General features: G+C 68.6%; 16 protein-coding genes and 1 pseudogene. 12 read left to right on the forward strand and 5 right to left on the reverse strand.

The features are described from left to right. Nucleotides 1–115: 115 nt before the first annotated feature. Complete coding sequence (locus ACFWM7_RS04370) at nucleotides 116–421, reverse strand: antitoxin (RefSeq protein ID WP_383254950.1); 306 nt, start codon at nucleotides 419–421, stop codon at nucleotides 116–118. A 153-nt stretch (nucleotides 422–574) separates the two neighbouring features. Here ACFWM7_RS04370 and miaA point away from each other — a divergent pair, with 153 nt between their 5' ends. Next, nucleotides 575–1,513: a tRNA (adenosine(37)-N6)-dimethylallyltransferase MiaA gene (gene miaA, locus ACFWM7_RS04375; protein WP_383254952.1), complete on the forward strand. Its 939-nt coding sequence runs from the start codon at nucleotides 575–577 to the stop codon at nucleotides 1,511–1,513. 965 nt (nucleotides 1,514–2,478) lie between these two features. On the opposite strand, the gene rpsN is transcribed toward miaA, so the two are convergent. Both rpsN and rpmB read right to left on the reverse strand, forming a co-directional pair. After that, the gene (gene rpsN / locus ACFWM7_RS04380) at nucleotides 2,479–2,778 is read right to left on the reverse strand and encodes a 30S ribosomal protein S14 (RefSeq protein WP_383254953.1); all 300 of its coding nucleotides are present in this window, start codon (nucleotides 2,776–2,778) and stop codon (nucleotides 2,479–2,481) included. Then, the gene (gene rpmB, locus ACFWM7_RS04385; protein ID WP_215040312.1) at nucleotides 2,778–3,014 is read right to left on the reverse strand and encodes a 50S ribosomal protein L28; all 237 of its coding nucleotides are present in this window, start codon (nucleotides 3,012–3,014) and stop codon (nucleotides 2,778–2,780) included. Before rpmB ends, rpsN begins: the two co-directional genes overlap by 1 nt. A gap of 68 nt (nucleotides 3,015–3,082) precedes the next feature. Between rpmB and rpmG the strand changes: the two genes are divergently transcribed. From rpmG to ACFWM7_RS04420, 7 genes and pseudogenes are all read left to right on the forward strand, one after another. After that, nucleotides 3,083–3,247 carry a 50S ribosomal protein L33 gene (gene rpmG / locus ACFWM7_RS04390; protein ID WP_383254956.1) on the forward strand — a complete coding sequence of 55 codons (165 nt, stop codon included), beginning with the start codon at nucleotides 3,083–3,085 and terminating at the stop codon, nucleotides 3,245–3,247. Nucleotides 3,248–3,290: 43 nt separating this feature from the next. Beyond that, nucleotides 3,291–3,536, forward strand: a complete 246-nt coding sequence (locus tag ACFWM7_RS04395) for a type B 50S ribosomal protein L31 (RefSeq protein WP_383254959.1) — start codon at nucleotides 3,291–3,293, stop codon at nucleotides 3,534–3,536. Beyond that, entirely contained in the window at nucleotides 3,536–4,687 is a 1,152-nt protein-coding gene (locus ACFWM7_RS04400) for a CobW family GTP-binding protein (protein ID WP_383254961.1), read from the forward strand. The genes ACFWM7_RS04395 and ACFWM7_RS04400 overlap by 1 nt, the downstream gene beginning before the upstream one ends. Before the next feature lie 37 nt (nucleotides 4,688–4,724). Further along, complete coding sequence (gene rpsR / locus ACFWM7_RS04405) at nucleotides 4,725–4,973, forward strand: 30S ribosomal protein S18 (protein WP_383254963.1); 249 nt, start codon at nucleotides 4,725–4,727, stop codon at nucleotides 4,971–4,973. 360 nt (nucleotides 4,974–5,333) lie between these two features. After that, on the forward strand, nucleotides 5,334–5,504 hold the full coding sequence (gene rpmF, locus ACFWM7_RS04410) for a 50S ribosomal protein L32 (RefSeq protein ID WP_383254965.1): 171 nt from the start codon (nucleotides 5,334–5,336) through the stop codon (nucleotides 5,502–5,504). 6 nt (nucleotides 5,505–5,510) lie between these two features. Beyond that, a complete protein-coding gene (locus ACFWM7_RS04415; RefSeq protein ID WP_383254967.1) occupies nucleotides 5,511–6,695 on the forward strand; it encodes a GTP-binding protein in 1,185 nt (394 codons plus the stop codon). A gap of 349 nt (nucleotides 6,696–7,044) precedes the next feature. Beyond that, nucleotides 7,045–7,862, forward strand: a pseudogene (locus tag ACFWM7_RS04420) (IS630 family transposase); the annotation flags it as partial. A gap of 14 nt (nucleotides 7,863–7,876) precedes the next feature. Here ACFWM7_RS04420 and ACFWM7_RS04425 read toward each other — a convergent pair. Together ACFWM7_RS04425 and aztA are read right to left on the reverse strand one after the other, a co-directional pair. After that, nucleotides 7,877–8,104, reverse strand: a complete 228-nt coding sequence (locus tag ACFWM7_RS04425) for a hypothetical protein (RefSeq protein WP_383254969.1) — start codon at nucleotides 8,102–8,104, stop codon at nucleotides 7,877–7,879. 226 nt (nucleotides 8,105–8,330) lie between these two features. Then, nucleotides 8,331–9,074 (reverse strand): zinc ABC transporter ATP-binding protein AztA, encoded by a 744-nt coding sequence (gene aztA, locus ACFWM7_RS04430; protein WP_383254971.1) that lies wholly within the window; start codon nucleotides 9,072–9,074, stop codon nucleotides 8,331–8,333. Nucleotides 9,075–9,089: 15 nt separating this feature from the next. Here aztA and aztB point away from each other — a divergent pair, with 15 nt between their 5' ends. The 4 genes from aztB (at nucleotide 9,090) to aztD (ending at nucleotide 13,485) form a co-directional block, all read left to right on the forward strand. Then, nucleotides 9,090–9,950 carry a zinc ABC transporter permease AztB gene (gene aztB, locus ACFWM7_RS04435; RefSeq protein WP_383254973.1) on the forward strand — a complete coding sequence of 287 codons (861 nt, stop codon included), beginning with the start codon at nucleotides 9,090–9,092 and terminating at the stop codon, nucleotides 9,948–9,950. Between the two features lie 21 nt (nucleotides 9,951–9,971). Then, nucleotides 9,972–11,207 (forward strand): hypothetical protein, encoded by a 1,236-nt coding sequence (locus tag ACFWM7_RS04440; RefSeq protein ID WP_383254976.1) that lies wholly within the window; start codon nucleotides 9,972–9,974, stop codon nucleotides 11,205–11,207. Beyond that, entirely contained in the window at nucleotides 11,204–12,181 is a 978-nt protein-coding gene (aztC, locus tag ACFWM7_RS04445; RefSeq protein WP_383254978.1) for a zinc ABC transporter substrate-binding protein AztC, read from the forward strand. The genes ACFWM7_RS04440 and aztC overlap by 4 nt, the downstream gene beginning before the upstream one ends. A 101-nt stretch (nucleotides 12,182–12,282) precedes the next feature. Next, nucleotides 12,283–13,485, forward strand: a complete 1,203-nt coding sequence (gene aztD, locus ACFWM7_RS04450) for a zinc metallochaperone AztD (protein ID WP_383254980.1) — start codon at nucleotides 12,283–12,285, stop codon at nucleotides 13,483–13,485. Nucleotides 13,486–13,519: the final 34 nt, after the last annotated feature.

Raw genomic sequence — 13,519 nt, forward strand, 5'->3', positions numbered from 1 at the left:
CTCCAACTCCCATTGCCCGAGTTTTGATATTTCCTTGTCGGATGCTCATGGCTTTGCGGTTTCGGTATTTGGCTGTGGCGTTCTTTCGGTTCTCCGGGGGGGCAGGACCGCTGCGTCAGGGCGCGGACGGCGGCGGAGGAGGCGTGTTGCCGGGGGCGCCGCCGGGCGTACCCGGAGCGCCGGGGGTGCCAGGCGTACCGGGCGTACCGCCGTCCTTCTGGCCCAGCTTGTCCACGGCCTCCTTGGCCTTGCGCGTACCCGAATCGATCTTGTCGCTGTACTTGCCCTTGGTCTTCTGGTCGACCGTGCGCGCGGCCTTGTCGAGGCCCTGCTCGATCTTGCCCCCGTGCTGCTGCGCGAGGTCGCCGACCTTGTCCTTGGCCGGTCCCAGCTTGGCCTTCAGGTTGTCCAGGAACCCCATTGGGTCACCTTCCGTGCAGTGTGGAGGACTGTCTTCGCGGGAACGTGCTCCCGCCCCCATTGTCCGTCACCTGTCCGTTCCTGCCGTTTTTACTCCTCCGATGGCACCACCCGGAGTGTTAGGGAGGGCCCGGATATTTGGGAGACTGTCCCGGTGACCCCTCGCCCTCCCGCCCCCCGCGTCATCACCGTCGTAGGCCCCACAGCGGCCGGAAAATCGGATCTGGGGGTCTTTCTCGCCCAGCGGCTCGGCGGCGAGGTGATCAACGCCGATTCCATGCAGCTCTACCGGGGGATGGACATCGGCACCGCGAAGCTGACGCTCCCCGAGCGCGACGGCGTGCCGCACCACCTGCTGGACATCTGGGACGTCACCGAGGCCGCCAGCGTCGCGGAGTACCAGCGCCGGGCCCGCCGGGAGATCGACCGGCTGCTCGCCGAAGGGCGCACGCCCGTCCTGGTCGGCGGCTCCGGGCTGTACGTGAAGGGCGCCATCGACGCCCTGGAGTTCCCCGGTACGGATCCCGAGGTGCGCGCCCGCCTCGAAGCGGAGCTGGCCGAGCGCGGCTCCGGCGTCCTGCACGCACGTCTCGACGCCGCCGACCCGGTCGCCGCCCGGTCCATCCTGGCGAGCAACGGCCGCCGTATCGTCCGCGCCCTCGAAGTCATCGAGATCACCGGCAAGCCCTTCACCGCCAACCTCCCCGGCGACGAGCCGGTCTACGACGCCGTGCAGATCGGCGTCGACGTGGACCGCCCCGAACTCGACGAGCGCATCGCCCTGCGCGTCGACCGGATGTGGGAGGCGGGGCTCGTGGACGAGGTGCGCACCCTGGAGGCGTCCGGGCTGCGCGAGGGCCTCACCGCCTCCCGGGCCCTCGGCTATCAGCAGATCCTCGCGGCGCTCGCGGGGGAGTGCACCGAGGACGGCGCGCGGGCCGAGACCGTGCGCGCCACCAAGCGCTTCGCCCGCCGTCAGGACTCGTGGTTCCGCCGCGACCCGCGTGTCGTGTGGCTCGGCGGCGGACACCGTGACCGGGGGGAACTCCCGCACCGGGCGCTGACGTTGGTCGAACGAGCGGTCACAGCCTGATCGCATGACAGGAGAAACGACGTGTAGCAGGAACCCTCAGTGCTGCATCGACGCAGGTCAGAAAGGATCCTGGGTTGCTGGGCTTCATCAGACTTAGACAATCTGGAACAGCCATTGCGGACGGGTGCTGACCTCTTGCTGACTTTGCTGATGGGCGGTCAGTTGCACGGGGTGACTGCGGGTGGGGAACTGGAATTTGCTGCACGGTCTGACTGTGATGATTAGCCCAGGGTCGTGGTGGCGGATTATCAATGATGCGCGAGATCGCCGGTTTGGCTAACCGGCGATCCTGCGCTATGTTGCCCCGCTCTGACGTAACAGTGGTCAGCCTGTACGGCTGACGGCGGGGCCCGCCGTGGCAGGTGGTGGAGTGCGCAGGCCCCGCGCGATGGAGGGCCGTTCTTCGCGGGGCCTGCGCCTACGGACGAGATGCGCCGGATGCCTCAGTTGAAGGTGACGTTGCTGCACAGGAAGTACTTCTGGTCCATGTGGAACGCCTTCCAGGCGGTCACAACGATGTGCCTTCCGCTGTATCCGGATGTGTTGACGTCCGTGACGCAGTGCGACTGGTGCGGGTAGCGGCCAGTCTTCTGCAGCAGTTTGAGGTCGCCTCACTGCGCCTGCTGCTCGCCGCAGCGGGGGGATGACTGTTGCACGGGTTGTAACGGTCCATCGTCTCGACCACGACGTTCGGTCTCGACCATGACACCGCCGTCGGGATCCGGCGAAGTGCACGCCTTCGCGACGTGCGAGACCGCAAGTCAGGGCCCGGTTTGCGGTATGTCGTTCCCTCGCCGGCGGGCATGCGGCATGCGAATGCCCGCCGACCGCGGTCCATGGAGGTGCCGCAGCAGCACCCATCGCGGCCCGTCGGCCTCGACGGGCCACGCTCGCGGCGGTGTCAACGCCGGCCGCGATGCGCGGCAGTGGGGTGCGGTCACGTCTCTGGCGTCAGCGGACCCTGCTCACCAGGAGGACTTGGTCACGCCGGGCAGGAAGCCGGCGTGCGCCTGCTGCCGGGTGCTGACCCGGGAGAGGCCGAACTTACGCAGGTAGCCGCGGGGGCGGCCGTCCATGCTGTCGCGGATGCGGGTGGCGCTGGCATCGCGCGGCTGGCGGCGCAGTTCCGCCAGTGCGGCCCCCCGCTCCTCCTGGGGTGTCGAGGGGCAGCGAATGATCTCCTTGAGCTCGGCCCGCCGTGCGGCGTACCGCTCGACGATCGCCTTACGCTTCTCGTTCTGCGCGATCTTGCTCTTTTTCGCCATCAGACCTGCCCTCCGCGCGCCCGGATCCGAGCCACGGCCGCCTCGATGCCGATCACGTCCACCGTCTTGATCCCCTTGGTGCTCAGGGTCAAGCGGACGTTGCGCCCCTCGCTGGGGAGCCAGTAGCGCTTGCGCTGGATGTTCGGGTTGAAGCGGCGCGAGGTGCGCCGGTGCGAGTGGGAGATCGCGTTGCCGAAGCCCGGCTTCGCGCCGGTCAGTTGGCAGTGGGCGGACATGGGTGAACCTGCCTCTCTCATGGTCCATTACCTATTGGTAATGGAAATCATTCCCATATACTAGTCTCATGGCACGCAATGAACTCCGCCCGATCATCAAGCTGCGCTCCACCGCGGGCACCGGCTTCACCTACGTCACCCGCAAGAACCGGCGCAACAACCCCGACCGGATGGTGCTGCGCAAGTACGACCCCGTCGCACGCCGCCACGTGGACTTCCGCGAAGAGCGCTGACACCTCTCGTCCCCCGACCGGCCCCGAAAGGTCAGACCCAGCCATGAAGCCCGGCATCCACCCCGACTACGGCCCCGTCGTCTTCCGCGACACCGCGTCGAACCACGCCTTCCTGACCCGGTCCACGATGACCAGTGAGAAGACGATCCAGTGGGAGGACGGCGAGACCTACCCGGTCGTCGACGTCGAGATCTCCTCGGTGAGTCACCCCTTCTACACCGGCGCCGCCCGCGTCCTGGACACCGCCGGCCGTGTCGAACGCTTCGAGCGCCGCTACGGGGCCCGCTGATGGAGCAGGATCGCCGACTACCCGTCGTCCTCGTCGCCGGGCTCCATGCGGACGCCCGCAAGGAGGTCGTCGACCATTTCCTTCGGGCCGTTTCCGGCAGCGTCGCTCTGCACCATGACCTGACCGGCGCGGGGGACGGAGCCGTACACCGCCTGACCCGCGACGCCTCCGGCGACCTCGCTCGGGAGCAGACGCCGCTGATCAACGACTGCGCCTGCTGCGCGCTGCGTGAGGATCTCGTCCCCGAGCTGGAGCGGCTGGCCCACAGCGGTTTGACCCGGCTAGCCGTTGTCGAGTTGTGGGACTCGGTCGAACCGAAGGCGATGGCGGAGGTGGTCGCCGCTCACGCGGGCAACCTCCTGAGCCTCACGAACGTGATCACCGCTGTGGACCCGGCGCTCGTGCTGCCCTACCTGGCCAACGGCGACGACCTGGCCGAAGCCGGCCTGGAGGCCGCCCCCACCGACCAGCGCACCATCGGCGACACCTTCGCCCGCCAACTGGAGTACGCGCCCGTCCTCGCCCTGGTCGACAACGAAGAAGCGGACAGCGAGGACCACGCACTCCTCACCCAACTCCACCCCGCCGCCCGCCAAGTGGATGTGAACTCCGGCGAACTCGCCGAGATCGCCTTTGCCGGTTTCGACGTCGAGGCTGCCGCCGCCGCGCAACATCCGGCCTGCGCGCTCTTGCCTCAGGAGGCCGAAGAGGCCGGGGTGACCACGCTCGTCTGGCGCCGTCGCCGGCCCTTTCACCCCGCGCGTCTGTACGAAGCGCTGGAGGACCTGTGCTGCGCGGCCGCGCGTAGCCGGGGCCGGTTCTGGCTCGCCGACCGCCCGGACACCCTGCTCGCCTGGGACGCCGCGGGCGGCGCGCTGTGTGTGGAAAGCGCCGGACCATGGCTCGCTTCCCTGCCCGACGCCGCCTGGGAAATGATCCCACCCATCCGGCAGGCCGCCGCAGCACTGGACTGGCACCCCGAGCACGGCGACTGCTGCCAGCACCTCGTCTTCACGTCCCCCGGACTCGACCGAGAGGGGCTCGAACAGCTCCTTGAGTCGTGCCTTCTGACGGATGCCGAGTACGCGGCCGGGCGCGACGCGTGGAAGCACCTTCCCGCCGCCTTCGACGCGCTCCTGGACCCAGCCTGACCCCTCGACGACCTTCCTTACGCAAGGAGCAGCCGCCATGGCCCGCCGCCAGGAACCCCATAAGCCCGCCAAGTCCCGCCCCAACCCGCTCGACGCGGCCAAGATCACGTACATCAACTACAAGGACACCGACCTGCTGCGCAAGTTCATCTCCGACCGCGGCAAGATCCGCAGCCGCCGCGTCACCCGGGTCACCGCCCAGCAGCAGCGCCAACTCGCCGCCGCCATCAAGAACGCACGCGAGATGGCCCTGCTGCCCTACGCCGGCAACTCCACCGCCCGCTGACCGGCATTCCGGACGGCCGATGTCCGTGACTTCCCGGCTCGCAGCATGGATCGGCGGAAGCGTCGTGCTTCCAGTGGCGGGGAGTTGACCACGACGGCGATGCTGTTGGTGTTGTGCAGCAAAGCCGCGAGGGCCGGGTTGGTCGTGCCTCCTGCGTCGGCAAGGAGGCACGACCAGGTTGACACCGACGGCCAGGTCGTAGTTCTGGCGTACGACGCGCAGGATGTGTCGGCTGAGCTCGACGACGGCTGGGACCTGGTGCAGGTCATTGCCAACTGTGCCATTCAGAGTGGGCACGCAGGTCGTAATGGCATTCATTTTCATGTAGCCTGATCGGCGTCAAGGATCGAGGAGACCCCCATGGCTGTTCCCAAGCGGAAGATGTCCCGCAGCAATACCCGCCACCGCCGCGCCCAGTGGAAGGCCAGCACTCCGCAGCTCGCGCCGATCACGGTGGACGGCTCCAGCTATCTTGTGCCGCAGCGGCTGGTCAAGGCGTATGAGCGCGGCCTGCTGCACCCCGAGGGCTGAGCGAACGTGAGCCACCACTGTCTGCCTGTCACCGTGCTTTCCGGATTTCTCGGCGCGGGCAAGACCACCCTGCTCAACCATGTCCTGGGCAACCGCGAAGGTCTTCGTGTCGTCGTGATCGTCAACGACATGAGCGAGATCAACATCGACGCGGCTCTCGTCCGGGGCGGCGAAGCGGCGCTGTCGCGTACCGAGGAGCGCCTGGTCGAGATGACCAACGGCTGTATCTGCTGCACTCTGCGCGACGACCTGTTGGAAGAGGTCGACCGGTTGGCCCGCGAGGACCGCTTCGACTACCTGCTCATCGAGTCCAGCGGTATCTCCGAGCCGATGCCGGTAGCGGCCACCTTCTCCTTCCCGCGCGACGACGGTGCCACCCTGGGCGACTTCGCCCGGCTCGACACCATGGTCACCGTTGTCGACGCGGCCAACTTCTTGCCGGAGCTGACCGGCGGCGACGGACTGGCCGAGCGCGGACTGGACCAGTACGAGGACGACGAGCGCACCGTGAGCGATCTACTCATGGACCAGATCGAGTTCGCCGACGTCATCGTGCTCAACAAGCTCGACCTCGTCGCCGCCGAGGACGCCGACCGGCTCAAGGCCGCTCTGGTACGCCTCAACCCCGTTGCCCGCATCGTCCCGGCGAGCCATGGCGCGGTGGACCTGCGTGACGTGCTCGGTACCGGGCTCTTCGACGTCGAGCGCGCCCAGCAGGCTCCGGGCTGGGTCAGGGAACTCAACGGAGACCATGTCCCGGAGACCGAGGAGTACGGCATCTCCTCCACCGTCTTCCGCGCCGACGCCCCGTTCCACCCGGACCGGTTGTGGAACCTGGTCACCGAGCAGCTCGACAGCGGACAGTTCGGGCAGGTACTCCGCTCCAAGGGCTTCTTCTGGCTGGCCAGCCGACCGCGGGTGACGGGGCTGTGGTCGCAGGCCGGTTCCGTCGCCCGCTTCGAGCCCTCGGGGGCTCGCGACGCCGGCACCTCACAGGGGCAGGAGCTGGTGTTCATCGGTACCGGACTGCAGGCCGACAGGCTGCAGGCCGCCCTGACCGACTGTCTGCTGGCCGACGGCGAACCGGCGCCGAACGACGACGCGTTCCCCGCCTGGGAGACCTACGGCATCGAGGACGCGTGCGAGCACGAGCAGCCCGAACCGGTATCCGCGGGGGCCGCTCACAACTGAAACTCCGGGCCGGGTGGTGGTCGCAGCCACGGCACCGCCCGGCCCGGTACGGCACAGCCCGCCCCGGCCTCCGCTTCCATGGAACCCGGGGCATCACCGGTCGCGTGCCCCGGCTCCTACGGCGCACGCCTATGTGAGGGAGCCGAGATGGGCGCTCGGCGGGCGAACGCTTGGTAGCGTCCAGGAGACACCGCTGATCCCTCCTGGCTTTGTCGACGTCACACGACAGCAGTTGTCGACGGCCCCGGAAGGCGCTCGCTGAGCCCGGATCTCGATGTCGACGAGAACGGGAGGCACCCGCCAGCACTCGGCAACGCCGAGACGATGGCCGCCACCTGCGCCCGTAGCCAGCGCCACCCGCCCGGCCAAGCTCGGCCAGCCCTTTACCCGCTGGTCCCTGCGCAAGCTCGTCATCTACCTGCACCGCGTCCACGGCCGGGTCATCCGTATCGGCCGCGAGGCGTTACGGTGCCTGCTCGCCCGGCGCGGCGTCATCTTCCAGCGCACGAAGACCTGGAAGGAGTCACCGGACCCGACCGCGACGCCAAGCTCGACCGGATCGAGCACGTCCTGGACCGCTTCCCCGACCGGGTCTTCGCGTTCGACGAGTTCGGGCCGCTGGGAATCAGGCCCACCGGCGGTTCGGGCTGGGCCGCGGCCGGACATCCTGAACGGCACCCTGCGACTACCACCGCACCCACGAGGTCCGCTACTTCCACGGCTGCTACTCGGTCGGCGACGACACCCTGTGGGGCGTCAACCGACTCAGGAAGGGCGCCGGCAACACGCTGGCCGCCCTCAGGTCGATTCGGGCGGCCCGCCCGGACGGCGCCCGATCTACGTGATCCTGGACAACCTGTCCGCCACAAGAGCGACACCATCCGGCGCTGGGCGCAGAAGAACCGCGTCGAGCTGTGCTTTACCCCGACCTATGCGTCGTGGACGAATCCGATCGAGGCCCACTTCGGGCCGCTGCGACAGTTCACGATCGCCGACTTCAACCACCGCAACCACACCGCCCAGACCCGGGCCCTGCACGCCTACCTGCAATGTCGCAACGCCAATGCCCGCCACCGGGACGTCCTGGCGGCAGAGCGCCGTGAACGCGGCCGGGGCCGAAGCGAGAAGGGCATCCGCTGGGGCGGACGCGCGCGAATCGCGGCCTGATCACTCACTGACGTTCAAGGTCGCGCAGTCCGCGACCCCGAGCTCGGACAGAGCACCGCCCGAAGCCGTTCCAGGGCCGCAGCAGGGTCAGAGTCCTCCGCGATTTCGAGATCGAGATGGCAGCGACCCATGCCACTGCCCGCGCCAGTGACCTCGCCGTCGAGCGCGAACGCCGTCTCCAGAGCCTCCTCGACCTCGTCACGATCGATCGGCAGCCCCACGAACACGATCTCGACGAACACCACGGTCCTCCCTCTCAACCTGGCGAACCATAGCGGTCACAGCACTAGCTGCGCGGACTCAGGAGTTGAGTCGACGCGCGCCACAGTCTGCCCGTCCGGCGTGAATGCCCGTCGGACAGGCGGGCGTGCGGGACTCGACCTGCTGGCTGTGCGGGTCGAACACCTGGGCCCTACGCACCGCTTGGCCGTGCCGCCATGGCCGTCGCGGTTGCGTGCGCCGGGCTCCTCAGAGCGTTTGCCAGATACGTGTCAGCGACGCCGTGGTGAGGACCTGGTCCGGACGTCCCTGTCCGGCGAGGCGGCCGTCCTGGAGCAGCAGGCAGGCATCCGCCGTGCGCGCGACCTCAAGGTCGTGTGTGGCCTGGACGATCGTCACCCCGTCTGCGACGAGCGTCGTCAATAGTGCCCCGATCCGGTCCCTCGCCTCCGGGTCCAGGCCGGTGGTCGGCTCGTCGAGGAGCAGTAGGTCCGATTCCTGCGCCAGTCCCTGGGCGATGAGCGCGCGTTGCCGTTGTCCGCCCGAGAGCTCGCCCAGTTGGCGTGGGGCGAGGTCGCCGATGCCGAGCCGGTCGAGGGCCGCGTCCACGGTCGCGTGGTCACGTGCGGTCAGTCGGCGCCATGGGCCGCGCTCGCCCCAGCGGCCCATCTCCACGGTCTGCCGAACGGTGAGCGGAAGAGTGTCGCCCACTGCTCCGCGCTGCGGTACGAAAGCGGGCGGCCGGTCACCGGTGCGGAGGAGGTCGCCGGATGTCGGCTTGATCACACCGGCGAGCACGCCGAGCAGGGTCGACTTGCCGCTGCCGTTCGGGCCGACGAGTGCTGTCGTGGTCAACCTCGTTATTTCTCCGCTGACTTGGTGGAGGACTGGGCGCCCTGGATAGCCGGCGCACAGTTCCGAGAAGCGGAGGGTGGTGGTCCGGTCGAGGGGTGAGGTGGTCGAGGGGTGTGGTGTGTTGAACATGGTTTTCATTGTAGTGTCCGGGGCATGGAATGGTTGACGGTCCCGTTCGAGGTGACTTTCGTGCAGCGGGCTCTGTGGGGCGGGATGCTGGTTTCCGCCATCTGTGCGCTGGCGGGCACCTGGGTGGTGCTGAGGGGGATGGCCTTCCTCGGTGACGCCATGTCCCACGGGCTGTTGCCCGGGGTCGCGGTCGCCGCGCTCCTCGGGGGCAATCTGATGGCGGGCGCGGTGGTCAGCGCCGTCGTCATGACAGCAGGCGTCACCGCGCTGGGCCGTACGCCCAGGTTGTCGCAGGACACCGGCATCGGGCTGCTGTTCGTCGGCATGCTCTCGCTCGGCGTGATCATCGTGTCGCGCTCGCAGTCGTTCGCGGTCGACCTGACCGGATTCCTCTTCGGGGACGTACTCGCGGTCAGGCAGCAGGATCTCCTCGTGCTCGCGGCGGCGTTGTTCGCGGCGCTGGCGGTGTCGGTCCTCGGTCATCGCGCCTTCCTGGCCCTGGCGTTCGACTCGCGCAAGGCCCACACTCTGGGGCTGCGACCGCGCCTTGCCCACGCCGTGCTCCTCGGCCTGCTCGGCCTGGCGATCGTCGCCTCGTTCCACATCGTGGGAACGCTGCTCGTCCTCGGGCTGCTCATCGCGCCGCCGGCGGCCGCTCTGCCCTGGGCTCGCACGGTGCGCGGAGTCATGGTGCTCGCCGCACTGCTCGGCACCTTGGCCACGTTCGGGGGCCTGCTGCTGTCCTGGCATCTGAGCACCGCGGCCGGCGCGACTGTCGCGGCCCTCGCGGTGAGCCTGTTCTTCGTCTCCCACGTCCTGTCCGGCCTGCGTGACCGGCGTACGCGTCAGGTCCACTCCACGGCACCCCTGCTCGAAGTCAACTGAAAGAAGCCAGAGGCGATCATCATGACCGTCCGCAGAAACGTCACTCCGTGGGCATCGGCCGCACTGGTGCTCACCGCGCTGTTCACCACGAGTTGCGCGGGGGAGGAGCCCAGCGCCGGACGACCCGAGGCGAAGACCCCGTCCGCCACTCCGCACGGGTACGTCGAGGGAGCGAAGGAGGCCGCCGAGCAGCAGTCCCGGCTCCTCCTGAACGACCCCGACAGCGGGAACACCGGAGTCCTCGACCTCGTCACCGGGAAGGTGCACAGGACGGCCGAGGTGAAGGATGCCGTGCGGCTGGGCATGGACGGAAGGTTCGGCTTCCTTCAGGCGCCCGACGGCACCCATGTGCTCGACAGCGGCGCGTGGATGGTGGACCACGGCGACCACGTCCACTACTACAGTGCGCCGACGCGGGACGTGGGCGAGATCCCTGCGGGCAGCCAAGCGCAGATACGCAGTGATGTCGCCGTCACCGCGGTGACCGACGAGAACGGCCGCACCGTCCTCTACGACCGCGGCACGTTGGAGAAGGGGCGGATCGCGACTCCTCGGACGCTGCGCGGAACTTACACCGGTGCGGTCGTGCCGTACGAGGAACACCTGCTCGCCTTCGCGAACAGGGGCGGCACCACGGAACTCGTCGTCCTCGACCGCGAGGGCGAACGCGTGTATTCCCCGGACGTGACGTGCGAAGCCCCCCGAGGAGACGCGGTCACCCGGCGCGGCGTGATTCTCGGCTGTGCCGACGGAGCCCTGCTCGTGCGTGCGCAGGACGGTGCCTTCACTGCCGAGAAGATCCCGTACGGAAAGCCCGTCCCGGGACAGGAACGCGCCACCACCTTCCGCCACCGTCCCGGCAGCGACACCCTCACCGCCCCGGCCGGAGGCGACGCCGTCTGGGTCCTGGACGTCGCCGAACGGACCTGGAAGCAGGTGGACACCGGGCCCGTCGTCGCGGTCAACACGGCAGGCGAGGGCTCCCCGTTGCTCGTACTGGAGACCGACGGCTCCGTACACGGCTACGACATCGCGACCGGAAAGCAGACCGCACGGACCAAGCCGCTGCTGACACCGGGGAAGCCGGACGGCTCCGACGGCAACGCCCCCGTCATCGAGGTCGACCGCAGCCGCGCCTACGTCAACGACCCCGAGGGAAAGAAGGTGTTCGAGATCGACTACAACGACGGCCTGCGCATCGCGCGCACCTTCGACCTGGACGTCCAGCCGGTCCTCATGGCGGAGGCCGGTCGATGAGCCGAACCGCGGCGAAGCGACGAGCGAGGGCGGGCACCACTCGCCCCCGACACCTGATCGCGGGCCTCCTCGCCCTCGTGACAGCGATGACCGCCACCGCCTGCACCACCGACGACGACCGGCCCAGCATCGTCGTCACGACCAACATCCTCGGCGACGTCACCCGCGAGATCGTCGGCGACGAGGCCGACGTCACCGTCCTGATGAAGCCCAACGCCGACCCGCACTCCTTCGGACTGTCCGCGGTGCAGGCCGCCGAGCTGGAACAGGCCGACCTGGTCGTCTACAACGGCCTGGGCCTGGAGGAGAACGTCCTGCGGCACGTGGACGCCGCCCGCGCGTCCGGTGTCGCCACCTTCGCCGCCGGCGAGGCGGCCGACCCGCTCACCTTCCACACCGCCGACAACGGCGGACCCGAGGGCGAGGAAGGAGAGCCCGACCCGCACTTCTGGACCGACCCCGACCGGATGCACAAGGTCACCGGCCTGATAGCCGACCAGGTCATCGAGCACGTCAACAGCGTGGACCCCGACACTATACGGGCCAACGCCGACCGCTACGCGAAGCAACTCACCGACCTCACCAGCTGGATGAAGAAGTCCTTCGACCGAGTACCCGCCGACCACCGGGCCCTGGTCACCAACCACCACGTCTTCGGCTACCTCGCCGACCGCTTCGACTTCGAGGTGATCGGCGCGGTCATCCCCAGCGGCACCACCCTGGCCTCACCCAGCTCCTCGGACCTGCGCTCCCTCACCCAGGCGATGGAGAAAGCCGGCGTACGCACCGTCTTCGCCGACTCCTCCCAGCCCAAACGGCTCGCCGAGGTACTGCGGACGGAGATGGGCGGCGGGGTTCGCGTCGTCGAACTCCACTCGGAGTCCCTCACCGCCAAGGGCGCGGGCGCCGACACCTACCTGCGGATGATGCGCGCCAACACCACCGCCATGGTCAACGGCCTGACCGGCGCCTGATCACCAGATCCTGATCCCCGATCCTCCCGGCACACCCGCCCGTCGGGCGCCGAATCGTCATGCCCCCATGCCGCCACCGCGCGGCGCAGAAAGGAACACCCATGAACAAGTCGATACGCGGCAGAGCTCTCACAGGCACGGCACTGGCCCTGGCCACGGCCACGGTCCTGACCGCGTGCGGCGGAGAGACCTCCTCCTCCGCCGACACCAAGTCCGGCAAAACAGCCGACGCCACGCCCGCGGTGGCGGTCAAGGAGCCGCTGGTCGCCACCTTCGACGGCGGCCTCTACATCCTCGACGGCGAGAGCCTGAAGCTCGCCAAGACCATTGACCTGCCCGGCTTCAACCGGGTCAATCCCGCAGGCGACAAGGACCACGTCATGGTCTCCACGGACAGCGGATTCCGTGTCCTGAACGCCACCGACCAGGCCCTCACCGACATCGAGTACAAGGGCGCCAAGCCGGGCCACGTCGTCCGTCACGCCGCGAAGACGGTGCTCTTCACCGACGGCACCGGAGAGGTCAACGTCTTCGACCCCACCGCACTGAGCAGCGGCAAGAAGCCGTCAGGGCGCACGTACACCTCCGCCGAGGCGCACCACGGTGTCGCCATCGAACTGGCCGACGGCAACCTCGTGAGCACCCTCGGCACCGAGGAGAAGCGCACCGGCGCCCTGGTGCTGGACCGGAACAACAAGGAGATCGCACGCAACGAGGACTGCCCCGGCGTCCACGGCGAAGCCGCCGCGAAGAACGAAGCCGTCGGCGTCGGCTGCGAGGACGGCATCCTGATCTACAAGGACGGCAAGTTCACCAAGATCGACTCCCCCGACGACTACGGCCGCATCGGCAACCAGGCCGGCAGCGACGCCTCGCCCGTTCTGCTGGGCGACTACAAGACCGACCCCGACGCCGAGCTCGAACGCCCCACCCGCGTCTCCCTCATCGACACCGAGAAGAAGAAGCTGCGCCTGGTGGACCTGGGCACCAGCTACTCCTTCCGCTCGCTGGCCCGCGGCCCGCACGGCGAGGCCCTGGTCCTCGGAACCGACGGCGCCATCCACGTCATCACCCCGGACACCGGCAAGATCGAGAAGAAGATCCCCGTCGTGGGCGAGTGGCAGGAACCGCTGGACTGGCAGCAGGCCCGGCCCACCCTGTTCGTGCGCGGACACGTCGCCTACGTCTCCGAGCCCGGCAAGAAGGCACTGCACGCCATCGACGTGGAAACGGGGAAGAAGATCACCTCCGTCACCCTGCCGAAGAGCACCAACGAACTGTCGGGCGTCGTCGCCGGACACTGACACCCTGACCGCGCCTGTGCCCTCGCCGTCCCGG

The organism is Streptomyces sp. NPDC058375 (genome assembly GCF_042723425.1).
Lineage (GTDB): Bacteria > Actinomycetota > Actinomycetes > Streptomycetales > Streptomycetaceae > Streptomyces > Streptomyces durocortorensis.

What these genes read in the sequence shown, in the direction of transcription:
- rpsR (WP_383254963.1), top strand. Translation starts at nt 4,725, where the DNA reads ATGGCCCGCCGCCAGGAACCCCATAAGCCCGCCAAGTCCCGCCCCAAC.
- rpmG (WP_383254956.1), top strand. Translation starts at nt 3,083, where the DNA reads ATGGCACGCAATGAACTCCGCCCGATCATCAAGCTGCGCTCCACCGCG.
- ACFWM7_RS04370 (WP_383254950.1), bottom strand. Translation starts at nt 421, where the DNA reads ATGGGGTTCCTGGACAACCTGAAGGCCAAGCTGGGACCGGCCAAGGAC.
- ACFWM7_RS04395 (WP_383254959.1), top strand. Translation starts at nt 3,291, where the DNA reads ATGAAGCCCGGCATCCACCCCGACTACGGCCCCGTCGTCTTCCGCGAC.
- ACFWM7_RS04440 (WP_383254976.1), top strand. Translation starts at nt 9,972, where the DNA reads ATGACCGTCCGCAGAAACGTCACTCCGTGGGCATCGGCCGCACTGGTG.
- aztC (WP_383254978.1), top strand. Translation starts at nt 11,204, where the DNA reads ATGAGCCGAACCGCGGCGAAGCGACGAGCGAGGGCGGGCACCACTCGC.
- rpmF (WP_383254965.1), top strand. Translation starts at nt 5,334, where the DNA reads ATGGCTGTTCCCAAGCGGAAGATGTCCCGCAGCAATACCCGCCACCGC.
- rpsN (WP_383254953.1), bottom strand. Translation starts at nt 2,778, where the DNA reads ATGGCGAAAAAGAGCAAGATCGCGCAGAACGAGAAGCGTAAGGCGATC.
- rpmB (WP_215040312.1), bottom strand. Translation starts at nt 3,014, where the DNA reads ATGTCCGCCCACTGCCAACTGACCGGCGCGAAGCCGGGCTTCGGCAAC.
- aztD (WP_383254980.1), top strand. Translation starts at nt 12,283, where the DNA reads ATGAACAAGTCGATACGCGGCAGAGCTCTCACAGGCACGGCACTGGCC.
- ACFWM7_RS04400 (WP_383254961.1), top strand. Translation starts at nt 3,536, where the DNA reads ATGGAGCAGGATCGCCGACTACCCGTCGTCCTCGTCGCCGGGCTCCAT.
- aztB (WP_383254973.1), top strand. Translation starts at nt 9,090, where the DNA reads ATGGAATGGTTGACGGTCCCGTTCGAGGTGACTTTCGTGCAGCGGGCT.
- aztA (WP_383254971.1), bottom strand. Translation starts at nt 9,074, where the DNA reads ATGAAAACCATGTTCAACACACCACACCCCTCGACCACCTCACCCCTC.